This is a genomic window from Mesorhizobium sp. LjRoot246 (assembly GCF_964254115.1).
In the GTDB taxonomy this organism is placed as follows: domain Bacteria; phylum Pseudomonadota; class Alphaproteobacteria; order Rhizobiales; family Rhizobiaceae; genus Mesorhizobium.
Map to the genome: position 1 here is coordinate 477,336 of NZ_CAXUSN020000001.1, position 15,823 is coordinate 493,158.

Sequence of the window (15,823 nt, forward strand, 5' to 3'; positions counted from 1 at the left end):
AACTTACGCTTCGCGGAACCGGTATCCGACTCCGTAAAGGGTTTCGATCATCTCGAAGTCGTCGTCGACGGCCTTGAACTTCTTGCGCAGCCGCTTGATGTGGCTGTCGATGGTGCGGTCGTCGACATAGACCTGCTCATCATAAGCCGAATCCATCAGCGCATCACGGCTTTTTACGACACCGGGACGCTGCGCCAGCGAATGCAGGATCAGGAATTCGGTGACGGTGAGCGTCACCGGCTCGCCCTTCCAGGTGCAGGTGTGGCGCTCCTGGTCCATGACGAGCTGGCCGCGCTCGAGCGAGCGGGCCTGCTGGCTGGGTGTCTTGGCGGCGGCTTCGCGGGCACTGGCACGGCGCAGCACGGCGCGCACCCGCTCGACCAGCAGACGCTGCGAGAAGGGTTTGCGGATGAAGTCGTCGGCGCCCATCTTGAGGCCGAACAATTCGTCGATCTCGTCATCCTTGGAAGTCAGGAAGATCACCGGAAGGTCGGACTTCTGGCGCATCCGGCGCAAAAGTTCCATGCCGTCCATGCGCGGCATCTTGATGTCGAGGATGGCAAGATTCGGCGGGCGTGCCGCCAGGCCTTCCAGCGCTGACGCACCATCCGTGTAGGTCTCGACACGATAGCCCTCGGATTCGAGAGCGATCGACACCGATGTCAGAATGTTGCGGTCGTCATCGACAAGCGCGATTGTTGCCATTTCAAGCGGCTCCCTCATGAGCTGTCCCTTCTTTCGTCGAGAAGGGGCTTTTGCAGGACAAATTAGGTACAAAATGTGGCATAGGCCTTGTCCGCTGTCACGCGCGGCACGCCGGCGGCCACAATCCTACCTCGATATGGATTGGACGAACGAACATCGCCAATCCTTTGGGCAACCGCGAAACTTTTTGCACATATAAACGATTTAAACAACTTTCAAAATATTTAAATCGATTAATGATTTGATATCATTTGGCTTTTCTGGTTTTGACCATCTCAGCCTACGCAGTGGGCGTGCCGGAAATGCGCCGGCAAAGATGCGGCAAATCCTAGAAGGGACACCCATGTCGGAAGTCGGCAAACGCAATTCCGCCTGCGCGATCGATCATATCGGCCTGAAAACCACCGGCGTGGTGCGCTATAATTTTGGTGCGGCTGACCTTTATGAGGAATCGATCCGGCGTGGCGAGGCCCGGCTGACAGCGCATGGCGCGCTGGTCGCCGAGACCGGCCAGCATACCGGCCGTTCGCCCAAGGACAAGTTCGTCGTCCGCGACGATGCCACCGAGCCGCATATCTGGTGGGACAACAACAAGGCGATCTCGCCGGCCCAGTTCGACACGCTGCTTGACGATTTCCAGGCGCATGCCGCGGACAAGGATCTCTACGTCCAGGATCTGGTCGGCGGCGCCGACGGGGAGCTGAAGCTACCCACCAGAGTGATCACCGAGTTTGCCTGGCACTCGCTGTTCATCCGCAATCTGCTCATTCGCCCGGATGTCGCCGAACTCGAGCAGTTCGTGCCTGACATGACGATCATCGACCTGCCGTCCTTCCGCGCCGATCCCGTCCGTCACGGCAGCCGCACCGAAACGGTGATCGCCGTGGATCTTTCGCGCAAGATCGTGCTGATCGGCGGCACCTCCTATGCCGGCGAGATGAAGAAGTCGGTGTTCACCATGCTCAACTACCTGTTGCCGGCGAAAGGCGTGATGCCGATGCATTGCTCGGCCAATGAGGGTGCGGCCGGCGACGCCGCCATCTTCTTCGGCCTGTCGGGCACCGGCAAGACGACACTCTCGGCCGATCCCTCGCGCACGCTGATAGGCGACGACGAGCATGGCTGGGGGCCGCACGGCATCTTCAATTTCGAAGGCGGCTGCTACGCCAAGACGATCAAACTGTCGGCGGAAGCCGAGCCGGAAATCTTTGCCACCACGCAGCGTTTCGGCACGGTGCTGGAAAATGTCGTGCTCGACGCGAACCGCGTGCCGGATTTCAACGACGCAAGGCTCACCGAAAACACGCGCTGCGCCTACCCACTGGATTTCATCCCCAACGCCAGCAAGACCGGCCGTGCCAATCATCCCAACAACATCATCATGCTGACCGCCGATGCCTTCGGCGTGATGCCGCCGATCGCGCGGCTGACCCCGGCGCAGGCGATGTATCATTTCCTCTCCGGCTACACCGCCAAGGTGGCCGGAACTGAAAAGGGCGTGACCGAACCCGAAGCGACGTTTTCGACCTGTTTCGGTGCGCCGTTCATGCCGCGCCATCCATCGGAATACGGCAATCTGCTGCGCGAGCTGATTGCCCGCCATGGCGCCGATTGCTGGCTGGTCAACACCGGCTGGACCGGCGGCGCCTACGGCACGGGCAAGCGCATGCCGATCAAGGCGACGCGGTCCTTGCTTGCCGCCGCACTCGACGGCTCGCTGAAGACGGCCGAGTTCCGCAGTGACCCTCATTTCGGCTTCGAGGTGCCGGTGGCGGTTCGGGGCGTCGACAGCGCCATTCTCGACCCGCGCTCGACCTGGGCCGACAAGGCCGGTTATGACCTGCAGGCGGCAAGACTGGTCGGCATGTTCGCCGTCAACTTCGAGAAATTCGAAAGCCATGTCGACGCCGTGGTGCTGGGAGCGGCGCCGCGCATGCAGGAAGCGGCGGAGTAATCGCGCCATCGGTCCCGGCGTTCGTTGAAAGGCCCGGTTTCGATCGGGCCTTTTCTTTTTCGATCCGCCGCGCCATGACTGCGGCATGGCGAGCGACGACAACATCATCATATCAGGCGATGCGGTGATCTACCCGGGCGACCTGCACGAGGATTTCATCCGCTCGTCCGGGCCGGGCGGCCAGAACGTCAACAAGGTGGCGACGGCGGTGCAGTTGCGCTTCGACGCGGCCAACGCGACGGGTCTGTCGGAGCGCGTGCGCGAGCGGACGATCAAGCTTGCCGGCCAGCGTGCCACCAAGGACGGCGTCATCGTGATCGAGGCAGGGCGCTTCCGCACCCAGGAGCAGAACCGGGCGGACGCCCGGGCGCGGCTTACGGCGCTGGTCGCCAAGGCGGCCGAACCGCCGCCGCCGCCGCGCAAGAAGACGCGGCCGTCGAAAGGCGCGGTGGAGCGGCGGCTGAAGAGCAAGGCCGGACGCGGCACAATCAAGAAGCTGCGCGGCCGGGTGGAGAACGATTAAGCACCACACCAATTACGCGCACAAAACGACTTCCCCTTTTGAGCCGCAGATGCAAGGTTCCACCATTGCCACAGCAAGGGAGACCAAAGATGGGCATGTTCGATTTCGTCAAGAGCGTCGGCAAGAAACTGGGCATCGGCGGCGACGAAGAAGAAGCCGCACCCACTGCCGACACACTCAAGAAGGAGCTCGATTCGCACAAGCTCGGCACCGATGGCGTCGAGGTCGTCGTCAAGGGCGATACGGCGGTGCTGAAAGGCGTGGTCAAGGACCAGTCGATCTTCGAGAAGGCGGTCATCGCCGTCGGCAACACGCTCGGCGTCTCCAAGGTGCAGGCGGACGAATTGCAGGTCGCGCCGACACCTGGCACGGCCGCTGCCCCGGCCAAGGAGCCCACCTTCTACACCGTCCAGAAGGGCGACAATCTCTGGAAGATCGCCGAGAAGAGCTACGGCAAGGGCAAGGGCGCCAAGAACACGGTCATCTTCGAGGCCAACAAGCCGATGCTGACCCATCCCGACAAGATCTATCCGGGCCAGGTGCTGCGCATTCCAGATCTCGCCTGATCGGGCGATTGCCAATTGCGGGGAACGGCGGCTTTCGGGTCGCCGTTTTCATTTGATCGTGGCATTTTACGGTTCCGAACATCCAAGAGGTGACGAATCCGTGCTCGTCCTGCCCAAAGGCGTCCGCCACATGCCGGCTTACCTGTCACGCACCGTGCAGGAAGCGCTGGTCGAGGAGGTGAGAGCCATCGTGCAGCGGGCGCCGCTGTTCGTTCCTGCCATGCCGCGCACGGGCAAGGAGATGAGCGTGCGCATGACCAATTGCGGACCGCTGGGCTGGGTCACCGACAAGGAACAGGGCTACCGCTACCAGCCGACGCACCCTGTGACCGGAGCGCCATGGCCGCCAATCCCGGATGCGCTGCTCGATCTTTGGCGGCGGGTATCGAGCTATCCGCACCCGCCAGAAGCATGCCTCATCAATTTCTATACGCCGGATGCAAAGATGGGCCTGCATCAGGACCGCGACGAGGCCGATTTTTCGGCGCCGGTGGTTTCCGTCTCTCTGGGCGACGATTGCCTGTTCCGGGTCGGCCAAGCGACACGCAAAGGGGCGACGCGTGAAGGCGCCACCAAATCGTTCAGGCTGCAAAGCGGCGACGTCGTGGTGCTTGGCGGCGAGGGCCGGCTGTGTTTTCACGGTGTCGACCGCATCTATCCCTCGACCTCGGCGCTGCTGAAAAACGGCGGGCGCATCAATCTGACACTGCGGCGGGTCAACCCGTGAAGATGTCCTAAACGCGGACAGCTCTCATTTCAGAGATGTTCGTAGCATTGTTTTAAACAGCTCCTTCTACAGTCCACACCCTTGGCGGATGATACGGGGTGTTGAACAATGAACGCGTATGCGACCAACGCGCGCCGATTGACGATCTGGTTCACGTTGATATCCACATTTGTTGTCTTCGCACTGTTGCCATTCAGCAAAGTCGCCTTCGCCTACAACGATCTCGAGGGCCTCGGTTACCTCTTTGCCATCTGTTTCGGATTTTCGGTTTATTGCTGGAAACGCAAGATGTTTCGTCTTGCCCCTTCTTTGGAAGCAGTCGCACTCGGCGTTTTCACGACGGTTCCGGTCCTTATTTCGACCTATCTTGCCGCGTCGCTCGATATGCCGCTCATGGATGCTCCGCTGATGCGAGCCGACGCGGCGCTCGGTCTGCATTGGGTTGCCTTCATCCAGTTTGTCGATGCGCACCCGGCCTTCGCTGAAATTCTCGCCAGGGCCTACAGTTCTTTTGCCATTCAGCTGCTGGTGCTGCCGCTGATCCTCGGGGCGACCGGTCGCTACGCGCGCAGCTACGTGATGATCCTTTCCTTTGGTGTGCTCAGCTATATTTCCAGCATCGTCTCGATCTGGTTCCCCGCGCTCGGGACCTATTCGGTCTACGGCATGACGCAGGAGCAGCTTCACAACATCAACGCCCACTACGGCTTCGCTTTTCTCCATGATTTCACCGCCGTTCGCGAACAGGCCGAATTCATCCTGTCTGCCGCCAACGCTTCCGGGATCGTTACATTTCCCTCCCTTCATGCCGCCGGCGCGCTCCTCTGCGCTTGGGCTGCATGGGACCTTAATCCGGTGCGCTATCCGTTCATCGCCTGGAATGTCCTTATGGGGATTTCAGCGGTCTCTCACGCCAACCACTACCTCGTCGACGTCATTGCCGGAGCTGCCATCGCCAGCGTGTCGATATACTTGGTAAGCGAAGTACTGGGCCGCATGCAGCAGGCACAGTGGTCTGTCCTGCCGCCGTCCGCCATTTGGACGTTTGTCGCTCGTGAGAAACGAAGCGAAAGCGAATCACCGACCCTGTCCTAGGGCCACTCTTCCGGAGATGTCCGAAAACAACTGCCTAGAAATTCACAATTTCCTGCCACTTCCTCGATCAGATGGTCGGCGCCCTTGCGCAGGATCAAGTCGGCGCGGGCTCGCGTCGGCAGGATGTTCTCGCGCAAATTCTTCAGGTTGATGTCGTCACGGCTTCCCGAGGGTCGCTGTGTCGCGCACATAGACGGTAATTTCCGGCTCGGTATGCAGCACATGATAGCCGTTCAATGCTTCCGCAATCCTTTTGTCCTTCAGCATCAAGGCGCTCCAGGAAGGATCGGTTTCCCAGCCTGACAGCACGATATCGGGCTTTTGCGCCACTATCTCGATGGCATTTTCGTTGATGATCCGATCCCTGATACCTTCCAGTTTCCGTCTCCTTGCCGGATCGTCGGCACGGCGGGCGAGTATTTCCGCATAGGATACCGCCCAGGCGCCTGGATAGCGGGAGATGTAGCTGCCGCCGACCAGCCTGGTGAGGGGATGGGCAACTTGCATCTGACCTGCGATCGACATGACCGTAGGGGTTTCCACCGTACCGCGAATCGCGGCGACGGATCGCTCGATTGCTCCGCTGTCCGTCGTCAGCGCCGAGTATTGTGCCCTGACCGTCATTTGCAGCACGAGCGCGCAGCCGAAGATCAGCGCGGCTTTGCGAATGGTGCCGGCGTCGCGAAGCTTGCCGAATCGCAATAGCTCGATGCCAAATGCAAATACCGCGACAACGATCATTGGGAGTGCGTGGTTTGGCCAGCCCTTGCCCATCACCAGGAATGCAGGAACAAAGCCGACAGCGGCGGTCAGCAGTATCTTCGTATCCCAATGCATGGTTCGCAACCCGCCCGCCGCGATGACGGTTGCGATCGCCAGCAGCAGCACGATCCTTGGCCAATTTGCCAGATTGTCGATCAACGGCGTACCCATGGGCAAATACACGTCCCCAACGAAGGGCAGAACCTGGCTGAAATAGGCGCTGTCGAAGACTGCTATAGAGGCGACGTATGCGGCAGCGATCGCAGCTCCAAGGAGATTTTCGGTGACGAAGAATGGTTTCAGGGACCGCCTCTTAACCGCCAGACAAAGCGACGGCAGCATCAAGGCCAGCGCAAAATGCGGAGGCTTGACCATCACCACAACGGCGGCGCCCAATCCAGCCATGATGCGCTGAACAGGCGTCCCGGCGGCGAAATTCGGGCGCCTTTGCCGGGCACATTGCAGCGCCAGCCAAGGCAGGATGGCGATCAGCGCAAAGTGCTCGCGCTGACCGAATTGATCCGGCAGAAAACACAAGATCAGGAACACTGCGCCCGATGCAGCCCAGAGAGCGGCTTGCCGCCGGTAAAACGGATCGGCATTTGCGAGGATTCGAGCGGAAAAGGACAGGCTGGCGACGCCGAGGCAAATGACACCAAACGTCAGCCAGAGTTCCGCGCGTATGCCGGTGAGCTTCTCCAACAGCATGAACGGCATGTAGAGCCAGATCGAGAAGGGTGGATTGACCTCCATTATATCCGTATTCAGCCGTTCTCCGCCAAGCAGCCGGTCACAGACGATCAGAAGCCAGGACACATCGACATTGGTCAGTATCGCGACAGTCGAGAGCCAGATCGCGTAAGCCACGATCAGGCAAGCCAGCAGCAATGGCACGGCACTCAGCTTGGCCAAGTGCAATGGGCGGCCTTCGCAAGCCTGCGGCTCGTCGATGAAGCGCGAACTAGACACCATGAAAAACCCGGCGCCCATGGATGATGCAGCCGTCGTTCACGGATGCGTCGAGCAGCCGGGTGATCGATGGATGTGCTGCTTTGAAGATCGGAACAACCAGAGAATAAACCGGGATCTCTCGACCCGTGACACTGCCCGTATTAATCACAGGCTGCTCCCGACACCTGCTGGAATTAGCATCGCAAGCTAGCCGGGATTGCCTAAGGTGCCGTTAACCCGGCCGTCACAACTTCCTGAGCGCCACTTCCTCGATCAGATGGTCGGCGCCCTTGCGCAGGATGAGGTCGGCGCGGGCTCGCGTCGGCAGGATGTTCTCGCGCAAATTCTTCAGATTGATGTTGGTCCACAGGCCTTCGGCGATGGCGCGCGCCGAACCCTCCGAGAGCTGCGAATAGCGGTGAAAGAAGGAGTCCGGATTGCGGAAAGCCGTCTCGCGCAGCCGCATGAAACGGGAGATATACCAGTTATGGATCAGCTTCTCGTCGGCATCGATATAGATGGCAAAGTCGAAAAAGTCCGACAGGAAGGGCACGATCTTGCCGTCCTGCGGCAGCTTGCCGGGCTGCAGGACATTGATGCCTTCGAAGATCAGGATATCCGGCCGGTCGATGGTGACGAACTCGCCGGGAATGACGTCGTAGGTCAGGTGCGAATAGACCGGCGCGCGGACATCGGGCAGCGCCGACTTGATGCCCGACAGGAAGCGCAGCAGCGCGCCGACGTCGTAGCTGTCCGGAAAACCCTTGCGTTCCATCAGGTTTTCGCGGCGCAGGACCTCATTGGGCAGCAAAAAACCGTCGGTGGTGATGAGATCGACCTTGGGGCTGGAAGGCCAGCGCGCCAACAGCTCCTTCAGCACGCGCGCCGTCGTCGATTTGCCGACGGCGACAGAGCCGGCAATGCCGATAATGAAGGGCGTCTTGACCACGTCCACCGCGTTGAAAAAGGCCTGGCGTTGCCGAAACAGCAGCTGGCTCGCTTCGACATGCGCCGACAAGAGCCGCGACAGCGACAGATAGATGCGCTTGACCTCCTCGAGGTCGACCGGGTCGTTTAGCGACCGCAGGCGGCGGAATTCGTCCGCGCTCAGCGTCAGCGGCGTGTCGGCGCGGAATTGCGACCATTGCTCGGCGGAGAAGAAGCGAAACGGGGAATATTTCTCGGTCGGCGCGAGCTGATCCATCGAGATACCTGCCCTCCCTCGCGGTCAGCCCTTGGGCCGTGACGCCTTCTCGGCGATGCCCGAACGCTTGGTGCGGCCTTCGAGTTCCCTAAGCACGTCGCTCAGCGGAACCCCGGAGAGGCCGAGAACGACAAGCCAATGATATATAAGATCGGCACTTTCCGAAACGAGAGCCGGTTTGTCGCCCTTGACGGCGGCAATCACCGTCTCGACCGCCTCTTCGCCGAGCTTCTGCGCCGCCTTGTCGATGCCGCGCGCGAACAGTTTTGCCGTCCACGAGTCCGGGTCGCCGGAATGGGCGCGTTCCCCGACGATTTTTTCGAGATCTGACAGCGAAAACTCGGTCATGGCCGCCATCTATCTGCTTGTTTAAGCATGATCTTTTTCCGAAAACCGGTTCCCACTTTTCGGGACCATGCTTTAAAACCGATCTGCGGACGAGTCCAGCCGCATCGGCAGCCCGGCCTGGGCCATATGCGCCTTGGCCTGCGCTATCGTGTAGGTGCCGAAATGGAAGATCGACGCCGCCAGCACCGCGCCGGCATGGCCGTCGCGAATGCCTTCGACCATGTGGTCTAGCGTGCCGACGCCACCGGAAGCGATCACAGGCGCGCGCACCGCGTCGGCAACCGCGCGCGTCAGCGCGATGTCGTAGCCGGCCTTGGTGCCGTCACGATCCATCGAGGTCAGTAGTATCTCGCCGGCGCCGCGATCGACCATTTGACGTGCAAATTCGACCGCGTCGATGCCGGTCTTCTCACGCCCGCCATGGGTGAATATCTCCCAACGATCGGCCTCGCCGGCACCAGAAACCTTCTTGGCATCGATGGCGACGACGATGCACTGGTTGCCGAACTTGTCGGCGGCTTCAGCAACAAAATCCGGGTTCTTCACCGCCGCCGTGTTGATCGACACCTTGTCGGCACCGGCCAGCAGCAGCTTCCTGATGTCGGCTACCTGGCGCACGCCGCCGCCGACGGTCAGCGGCATGAAGCATTGTTCGGCGGTGCGGGCGATGACGTCGAAGATGGTCTCGCGATTGTCCGATGAAGCGGTGATGTCGAGGAAACAGAGCTCGTCGGCGCCGGCCGCGTCATAGGCCTTGGCCGCCTCGACCGGATCGCCGGCGTCGATGAGGTCGACGAAATTGACGCCCTTGACGACGCGGCCGTTCTTGACGTCGAGGCAGGGGATGACACGGGCTTTCAACATCAGCGGCCCTCTATCGTCGCGATGAGATCGTTGAGCAACTGGCCGACCAGCGGCGGAACATCGGCCTGCCCGTCGAAAGCCGGATCGTAAGCCGAGACGGTGATGCCGACGACCGGCACCGCAAGCGCCATGGCGCAGGCTGCGTCGCGCAACTGTTCGGGGCTCGGCCCGCCCGGACTGACGTAGCGGTTGGCCTGCAACGCCTCGGGATCGTGCACGTCGAGATCGAGATGCATGTGCACACGTCTGGCGCCGGCGATCTTCAGTCTTTCGGTCGCCTGGGCCACCCCGGAGCATTCCGTCCGCACGATTGGCAACGTCTCCAGCAACCGCTTCTCGTCCGGGTCTAGATCGCGGGCGTTGACGAGCACGCAGCGCGATGGATCGATCGGCTTGAAGCCGGGAATAGCCGCCGCCATCGGCCGCCAACACAAGCCAAGCACCGTCGCCAGCGCCATGCCGTCGAGAAAGCCATAGGCGGATGTCTCGGGCGTGTTGAGGTCGCCATGCTGGTCGGCCCAGATGATCGCGTCGGCGTCCTCGCCTGCGACCGCGCCGGCGCTGGTTAGGCAGTTTCCGGCAAGAACGATGGGAAAGCGGCCGCCATTGCGGGCAAGGCGAACCTCGGCCGCAACCGCGTTGCAGACGGCAAAGCCGGTGGCGATCTCTCGCTCCTGGATGTCTCCTACCCTGCCGATGTCCTCGACCGCGACATCGTGACCGGCCATGGTCAAGGCTTCGACGAGCCCGCCCGATATCAATGCGTCCGGACCCTGGCCCATGCCGCCGTGGTAATGGCCGCTGTCATAGGAGGCCAGGATGATGGAGATTTTCACGGCCGCGTCTCCGCCGCCGGCCTGCCCTGCAGGATCGCCAGCGCCTCCGCTGGATCGATGCGACCGTCATAGAGCGCGCGACCGGAGATCGCGCCTTCGAGCTTTTGTGCGTCGGGCATGGTCATGCGCACGATGTCGGCGATCGAGGCGAGGCCGCCGGAGGCGATGACCGGGATCGACACGGCGTCGGCCAGGTCGATGGTGGCCTCCCAGTTGATGCCGGTCAGCACGCCGTCGCGGTCGATGTCGGTGTAGATGATGGCGGCGACGCCGGCGCCCTCGAATTTCCTGGCCAGTTCGATGACGCCGAGGCTCGACGCCTCGGCCCAGCCCTCGACGGCGACCTTGCCGCCCTTGGCGTCGATGCCGACGGCGACCTTGCCCGGAAACGCCTTGCAGGCCTGTTTGACCAGGTCGGGATCGCGCACCGCCACGGTGCCGAGGATAACGCGGGCGAGCCCGCGATCGAGCCAGTCCTCGATCTGCGCCAGCGTACGGATGCCGCCGCCGAGTTGGACCGGGTTTTTCGTCGCTTTGAGGATGGCGCCGACCGCCGCACTGTTGACGCTCTGGCCTTGAAAGGCGCCGTTGAGGTCGACGACATGCAGCCATTCGAAGCCCTGTTGCTCGAAGGCTCGCGCCTGGGCCGCTGGATCATCGTTGTAGATGGTCGCGGTGGCCATGTCGCCGTGCTTGAGGCGCACGCACTGGCCGTCCTTCAGGTCTATGGCCGGAAACAGGATCACCGCTCAAGCACCTTCCACGATGGCGAAATGCGAGGTCGAATAAAGGCGTCGAAATTTCAGCGCCGCCTGGTATTCGGGCGAATGGAAGCAGGCGAGTGCGACCGCATAGCTCTCGAACTCGATGATGACATGGCGATTGCCCGACGGCCCTTCCGGGCTCGACGACTGGCCGCCACGGGTCAGGAATTTTGCTCCATATTTATCGAAAGCCGCTTTGTTGGCGGCGATGTATTGCGGATAGTTTTCTGGATCGGTCACCTCGACCATCGCCATCCAGTAGCCCTTCTTGCTCATTGGTTTTCAGGGCCTCCAGCGCAGGAAATTGGTGATCAGGGCAAGGCCCAGCGCCTGGCTCTTTTCGGGGTGGAACTGCGTGCCGACGAGATTGTCGCGGGCGACGGTGGCCGTCACCGGGCCGCCATAATCGGCAATCGCCAGGACCTCGTCCGCCTTGCCCGCATCGAGATGGTAGGAGTGCACGAAATAGGCGTGCAGCCCGCCCGGCCCGGTCGGAATGCCGGCAAACAGCGGATGCTGGCGTTTGAGCTCGATCGTGTTCCAGCCGATCTGCGGGATTTTCAGCACCGGATCGGCCGGCGTGATCTCCTTGACATCGCCTGATATCCAGCCGAAGCCGTTGGTAATTGTCTTTTCCAGGCCGCGCTCGGACATCAGCTGCATGCCGACGCAGATGCCGAGGAACGGCCGGCCCTTGTCGATAGCCACGTCCTCGACCGCTTCCCACATGCCTTCGACGGCATGCAAGCCCGCCGCGCAGTCGGCATAGGCGCCGACGCCGGGCAGGACGATGCGATCGGCTGTGCGTACCCGGTCGGCATCCGATGTCAGATCGATCTCCGCCGATATACCGGCTTCGCGCGCGGCGCGCTCGAAAGCCTTGGTGGCCGAGCGCAGATTGCCCGAGCCGTAGTCGATGATCGCAACCCGCATTTCAGCCTCTTCCCGGGATGTGGGTGAGCCCCAGCGCCATGCCCGGCTGCGCGGGCCGAGCCAGTGCAGCGTCCGGAACCATGCGCGGGGCTGGTGCGACCTCATCGGCAAGCGTTTCCGCCTCCAGCGCATAGCGGATATCGGCCTCGTCAAGCCTGCCGGCCTGAACCACGCCCCATTCGTGCCAGCCACGCCGGCGAAGTGCCGCGATGCGCAGGCCCTGCCCTTCCAGCCCGACATAGAGCGAAACCAGCAGCGACAGCAGCGAGCCGGCCAGTCCAAGGCCGAGCTTTTGGCCCAGCATCGAAAGCAGGCCCATAACGACAAAGGCAAGGGCTGCTTCGATCCACAGCCGGTGCCAGGCGAACCAGAGTGGCGGCACCAGCAAACCCAGCCAGGTGAAGCCATCGCGAACAAAGGCCGTTGCATCGACCTTCTCGCTGCGGCCGGGCGGTTCCATCACGACATAGATGGCCATGGCGTTACCCCTTCAACGATCCCTTGGTGGAAGGAACCGCATCCGGCTGACGCGGATCGGGTTCGAGAGCCGCACGTAGCGCACGCGCCACCGCCTTGAAGCAGGTTTCGGCGATGTGGTGGTTGTTGGCGCCATAATGGTTGGTGACATGCAGCGTGATGCCGGCATTCTGTGCCAGCGCCTGGAAGAACTCGCGCACCAGTTCGGTGTCGAACGTGCCGATCTTCGGCGACGAGAAGGAAACATTCCAGACCAGGAACGGACGGCCGGACACGTCGATCGCCGCACGCGTCAGCGTCTCGTCCATGGCAAGGTCGATCGAGGCATAGCGCATGATGCCGCGCCGCTCGCCCAGCGCCTTGGCCAGCGCCTGGCCGAGCGCGATGCCGGTGTCCTCGACCGTGTGGTGGTCGTCGATATGCAGGTCGCCCTTCGCCTTGACCGTCATGTCGATCAGCGAATGGCGCGACAACTGGTCGAGCATATGGTCGAAGAAGCCGACGCCCGTCGAAATGTCTGATTTGCCCGAGCCGTCGACGTGGACCGACACGGCGATGTCGGTTTCCTTGGTCTTGCGGCTGGCTTCGGCGGAACGGGGCGACATGACCTTGTCCTTGTCCCAGGGTTTTCACGCGTTCCAAACCTTCACCGGCTTGAAAACGAGAGCCTTCTAGCAGCATGATCCAGCGATTGCCAGTTGCCATCCCGGTCGGTGTCGAGCCGTTTGCAATCATCGGTCCCATGCATACATATGGCCGATCAAAGTTACTCGTACCGCGCCGATCGCCTTATCGGGATTGCGCTGCTCGGAGCCAGGAAATGTCAAATGAACTGACCATGCACGCCACGACCATCGTGACGGTGCGCAAGGGCAACAAGGTGGTGATCGCCGGCGACGGCCAGGTCAGCCTTGGCCAGACCATCATGAAGGGCAACGCCAAAAAGGTGCGCCGCATTGGCAAGGGCGGCAATGTGATTGCCGGTTTCGCCGGCGCCACCGCCGATGCCTTCACCCTTCTGGAGCGGCTCGAAGCCAAGCTCGAACAATATCCCGACCAGCTGACGCGCGCCTGCGTCGAACTCGCCAAGGACTGGCGCACCGACCGCTATCTGCGCCGGCTGGAAGCGATGATGCTGGTGGCCGACAAGTCGGTCTCGCTGGCGCTGACCGGCACCGGCGACGTGCTCGAACCCGAATTTGGCGTCATGGCCATCGGTTCGGGCGGCAATTACGCGCTGGCAGCGGCACGGGCGCTGATGGACAGCGACAAGGATGCCGAGGAAATCGCCCGCAAGGCGATGCAGATCGCGTCCGACATCTGCGTCTACACCAACAACAATTTCGTTGTCGAAACGCTCGATGCCGGCTGAAAAGGCCGGCCATGACCCCGAAAAGTGGAAACCGGTTTTCGGAAGAGATCATGGCCGAACAAGAAGATAGCTATGATTTTCGACCGGTGACGGAAAAAGACCTGCCGATGATCGCCGGCTGGCTCGCCGAGCCGCACGTCGCCGAATGGTGGGACGATCCCGAGACGGAAATCGCCGGGATTCGCGAGCACATCGATAGCATTTCCGTCGAGCCGCTGATCGTCGAGCTCGACGGCAAGCCGATCGCCTATCTGCAGAGCTACGACCCGCATCTGGAAGACGACCATCCCTATGCCGACCAGCCGTTCGGCACGCTCGGCATCGACCTGTCGATCGGCGTGCCGGAGCTTGTCGGGCGCGGCCATGGCACGGCCATCGTGCGCCAGTTCGTCGAACAGCTTTTCGAGGAAGGCGTGCCGCGCGTCATCATCGACCCGCATCCGAACAATGCACGAGCGATCCGCGCTTATGAGAAAGCCGGCTTTGCCGCCTTTGACACCAGAACAACGGAATACGGGCCAGCCCTGATGATGGCGCGCGACGCGGCGCAGGAGCTCAATTGATCAGCGCCGAAACACTCGACAAGGCCGTCGCGAAAGGTTTGATCTCGCAGGCCCTGCGCGATCAGTTGGAGGCCATGGAACGCGCGGTCGCGCTCGCCCCCGAGGCCGGGCGCGCCGATGACGAGGGTGATGAGGAAAACCTGCGGCTGTTCGGCGGCGGCAACGATCTGTTCGTCACCGTGGGAACCGTTCTGCTCAGCGCCGGCTTCTTCTTTGTCCTCACCACATTGCTTCCAGGCCAGACATTCTGGATCGCTGGCATCCTCGCGGTTTTCGCCTGGGGGCTCGCCGAAATCGTCACGCGTCAGCACCGAATGAAATTATCGTCGTCCGTGCTCGCCCTGATTTTCATGGCCGCCATTCTGGTCGCTCTGGCGCTACAAGTTGAGGCCAGCTTCGGCATACGCAAGCCGGAGACTATCTGGCAGCTATTGGCGTTGCGCCAGACGGCGTCCCAGGCCGGATATCTGTTCCTGGGGGGAGGAATAATTGCGGCGGCGATCTATTTCTGGCGCTTTCGCGTCCCCATCATTGCCGGGGCTATTGCCATCGCCTTCACACTGCTTGCCTTCCTGCAAACGGCGATAATCCTGTATGACAGTGTGACAACGGGCGCGATTGCGCCGCCGCGCCTTGAGGATGTTCCCGAATTGCTCCGCGCGGCACTTTACATGCCGCTGATCTGCGGCCTGATCGTGTTCGCAACGGGTGTAGCTTTTGACATTTACGATAGGGATCGACGCAAGATCTGGTCCGATTGCGCTTTCTGGCTGCACGTCGTCTCGGCGCCCATGCTGGTGCATCCGCTCTTTATCATGGCAACCGGCCAGAACGTCGTATTCGGACATATCGCGCCGGATGCCAATGCAACCATCATGCTGACGATTCTGATCCTTGGCTTCCTCTATGTCGCGCTTGCCATAGACCGCCGTTCGCTTCTGGTTCCTACATTGGCTTACTTCGGCTCGCTGGGTATCTATTATCTGGTGAATTCCGCCTCCGATTCGACGGGTATCCCGCCTTTTGCCTTGATCCTGGTCGTTGTCGGCGCGCTGATTATTCTGTTCGGGGCTGGCTGGCAGCGTATCCGGCGGATTGTGGTCAAACCCACCTTGCCGGCGGCCGTGATCCGCCGGCTACCGGCGCTGAAGGCGTGACGGGCTTTGTGATGGTCGAGAC

General features: G+C 61.6%; 19 protein-coding genes. 8 read left to right on the forward strand and 11 right to left on the reverse strand.

The window, feature by feature from the left end; translation table 11 throughout:
* Positions 1–3: 3 nt before the first annotated feature.
* Positions 4–705: a response regulator transcription factor gene (locus ACSQ3L_RS02190; RefSeq protein WP_013528337.1), complete on the reverse strand. Its 702-nt coding sequence runs from the start codon at positions 703–705 to the stop codon at positions 4–6.
* 343 nt (positions 706–1,048) lie between these two features.
* Here ACSQ3L_RS02190 and ACSQ3L_RS02195 point away from each other — a divergent pair, with 343 nt between their 5' ends.
* From ACSQ3L_RS02195 to ACSQ3L_RS02215, 5 genes are all read left to right on the forward strand, one after another.
* Positions 1,049–2,659: a phosphoenolpyruvate carboxykinase gene (locus ACSQ3L_RS02195; RefSeq protein WP_436158437.1), complete on the forward strand. Its 1,611-nt coding sequence runs from the start codon at positions 1,049–1,051 to the stop codon at positions 2,657–2,659.
* A gap of 85 nt (positions 2,660–2,744) precedes the next feature.
* Positions 2,745–3,182: an alternative ribosome rescue aminoacyl-tRNA hydrolase ArfB gene (gene arfB / locus ACSQ3L_RS02200; protein ID WP_109666974.1), complete on the forward strand. Its 438-nt coding sequence runs from the start codon at positions 2,745–2,747 to the stop codon at positions 3,180–3,182.
* An 89-nt stretch (positions 3,183–3,271) separates the two neighbouring features.
* Positions 3,272–3,748, forward strand: coding sequence for a peptidoglycan-binding protein LysM (lysM, locus tag ACSQ3L_RS02205; protein ID WP_436158438.1), 477 nt, complete (start codon positions 3,272–3,274; stop codon positions 3,746–3,748).
* 100 nt (positions 3,749–3,848) lie between these two features.
* Positions 3,849–4,475: an alpha-ketoglutarate-dependent dioxygenase AlkB family protein gene (locus ACSQ3L_RS02210; protein ID WP_436158439.1), complete on the forward strand. Its 627-nt coding sequence runs from the start codon at positions 3,849–3,851 to the stop codon at positions 4,473–4,475.
* 108 nt (positions 4,476–4,583) lie between these two features.
* Positions 4,584–5,570: a phosphatase PAP2 family protein gene (locus ACSQ3L_RS02215; protein WP_436158440.1), complete on the forward strand. Its 987-nt coding sequence runs from the start codon at positions 4,584–4,586 to the stop codon at positions 5,568–5,570.
* Between the two features lie 156 nt (positions 5,571–5,726).
* Here the strand turns inward: ACSQ3L_RS02215 and ACSQ3L_RS02220 are convergent, their stop codons facing one another.
* The 10 genes from ACSQ3L_RS02220 to hisB all read right to left on the reverse strand — a co-directional run bounded on the left by ACSQ3L_RS02220 (position 5,727) and on the right by hisB (position 13,314).
* Positions 5,727–7,049, reverse strand: a complete 1,323-nt coding sequence (locus tag ACSQ3L_RS02220; RefSeq protein ID WP_436158441.1) for a hypothetical protein — start codon at positions 7,047–7,049, stop codon at positions 5,727–5,729.
* Positions 7,050–7,527: 478 nt separating this feature from the next.
* Entirely contained in the window at positions 7,528–8,487 is a 960-nt protein-coding gene (gene coaA / locus ACSQ3L_RS02225; protein ID WP_127414706.1) for a type I pantothenate kinase, read from the reverse strand.
* A 24-nt stretch (positions 8,488–8,511) separates the two neighbouring features.
* Positions 8,512–8,835, reverse strand: coding sequence for a phosphoribosyl-ATP diphosphatase (locus tag ACSQ3L_RS02230; RefSeq protein ID WP_436158442.1), 324 nt, complete (start codon positions 8,833–8,835; stop codon positions 8,512–8,514).
* A gap of 72 nt (positions 8,836–8,907) precedes the next feature.
* Positions 8,908–9,702 carry an imidazole glycerol phosphate synthase subunit HisF gene (gene hisF, locus ACSQ3L_RS02235; RefSeq protein WP_436163370.1) on the reverse strand — a complete coding sequence of 265 codons (795 nt, stop codon included), beginning with the start codon at positions 9,700–9,702 and terminating at the stop codon, positions 8,908–8,910.
* The gene (locus ACSQ3L_RS02240) at positions 9,699–10,535 is read right to left on the reverse strand and encodes an arginase family protein (protein WP_436158443.1); all 837 of its coding nucleotides are present in this window, start codon (positions 10,533–10,535) and stop codon (positions 9,699–9,701) included. Before ACSQ3L_RS02240 ends, hisF begins: the two co-directional genes overlap by 4 nt.
* Positions 10,532–11,281 carry a 1-(5-phosphoribosyl)-5-[(5-phosphoribosylamino)methylideneamino]imidazole-4-carboxamide isomerase gene (hisA, locus tag ACSQ3L_RS02245; protein WP_436158444.1) on the reverse strand — a complete coding sequence of 250 codons (750 nt, stop codon included), beginning with the start codon at positions 11,279–11,281 and terminating at the stop codon, positions 10,532–10,534. The genes ACSQ3L_RS02240 and hisA overlap by 4 nt, the downstream gene beginning before the upstream one ends.
* Positions 11,282–11,284: 3 nt before the next feature.
* On the reverse strand, positions 11,285–11,575 hold the full coding sequence (locus ACSQ3L_RS02250) for a DUF1330 domain-containing protein (protein WP_292189567.1): 291 nt from the start codon (positions 11,573–11,575) through the stop codon (positions 11,285–11,287).
* A gap of 6 nt (positions 11,576–11,581) precedes the next feature.
* The gene (hisH, locus tag ACSQ3L_RS02255) at positions 11,582–12,232 is read right to left on the reverse strand and encodes an imidazole glycerol phosphate synthase subunit HisH (protein ID WP_436158445.1); all 651 of its coding nucleotides are present in this window, start codon (positions 12,230–12,232) and stop codon (positions 11,582–11,584) included.
* A gap of 1 nt (position 12,233) precedes the next feature.
* Positions 12,234–12,710, reverse strand: a complete 477-nt coding sequence (locus tag ACSQ3L_RS02260) for a DUF2628 domain-containing protein (RefSeq protein ID WP_436158446.1) — start codon at positions 12,708–12,710, stop codon at positions 12,234–12,236.
* A 4-nt stretch (positions 12,711–12,714) separates the two neighbouring features.
* Positions 12,715–13,314, reverse strand: coding sequence for an imidazoleglycerol-phosphate dehydratase HisB (hisB, locus tag ACSQ3L_RS02265; RefSeq protein WP_436158447.1), 600 nt, complete (start codon positions 13,312–13,314; stop codon positions 12,715–12,717).
* A gap of 215 nt (positions 13,315–13,529) precedes the next feature.
* Between hisB and hslV the strand changes: the two genes are divergently transcribed.
* From hslV to ACSQ3L_RS02280, 3 genes are read left to right on the forward strand one after another with little or no spacing between them, the layout of a single operon-like run.
* Positions 13,530–14,081, forward strand: coding sequence for an ATP-dependent protease subunit HslV (hslV, locus tag ACSQ3L_RS02270; RefSeq protein ID WP_436158448.1), 552 nt, complete (start codon positions 13,530–13,532; stop codon positions 14,079–14,081).
* A 50-nt stretch (positions 14,082–14,131) separates the two neighbouring features.
* Positions 14,132–14,644 carry a GNAT family N-acetyltransferase gene (locus ACSQ3L_RS02275; RefSeq protein ID WP_436158449.1) on the forward strand — a complete coding sequence of 171 codons (513 nt, stop codon included), beginning with the start codon at positions 14,132–14,134 and terminating at the stop codon, positions 14,642–14,644.
* Positions 14,641–15,801 carry a hypothetical protein gene (locus tag ACSQ3L_RS02280; protein WP_436158450.1) on the forward strand — a complete coding sequence of 387 codons (1,161 nt, stop codon included), beginning with the start codon at positions 14,641–14,643 and terminating at the stop codon, positions 15,799–15,801. The genes ACSQ3L_RS02275 and ACSQ3L_RS02280 overlap by 4 nt, the downstream gene beginning before the upstream one ends.
* The last annotated feature ends 22 nt before the right edge of the window (positions 15,802–15,823 follow it).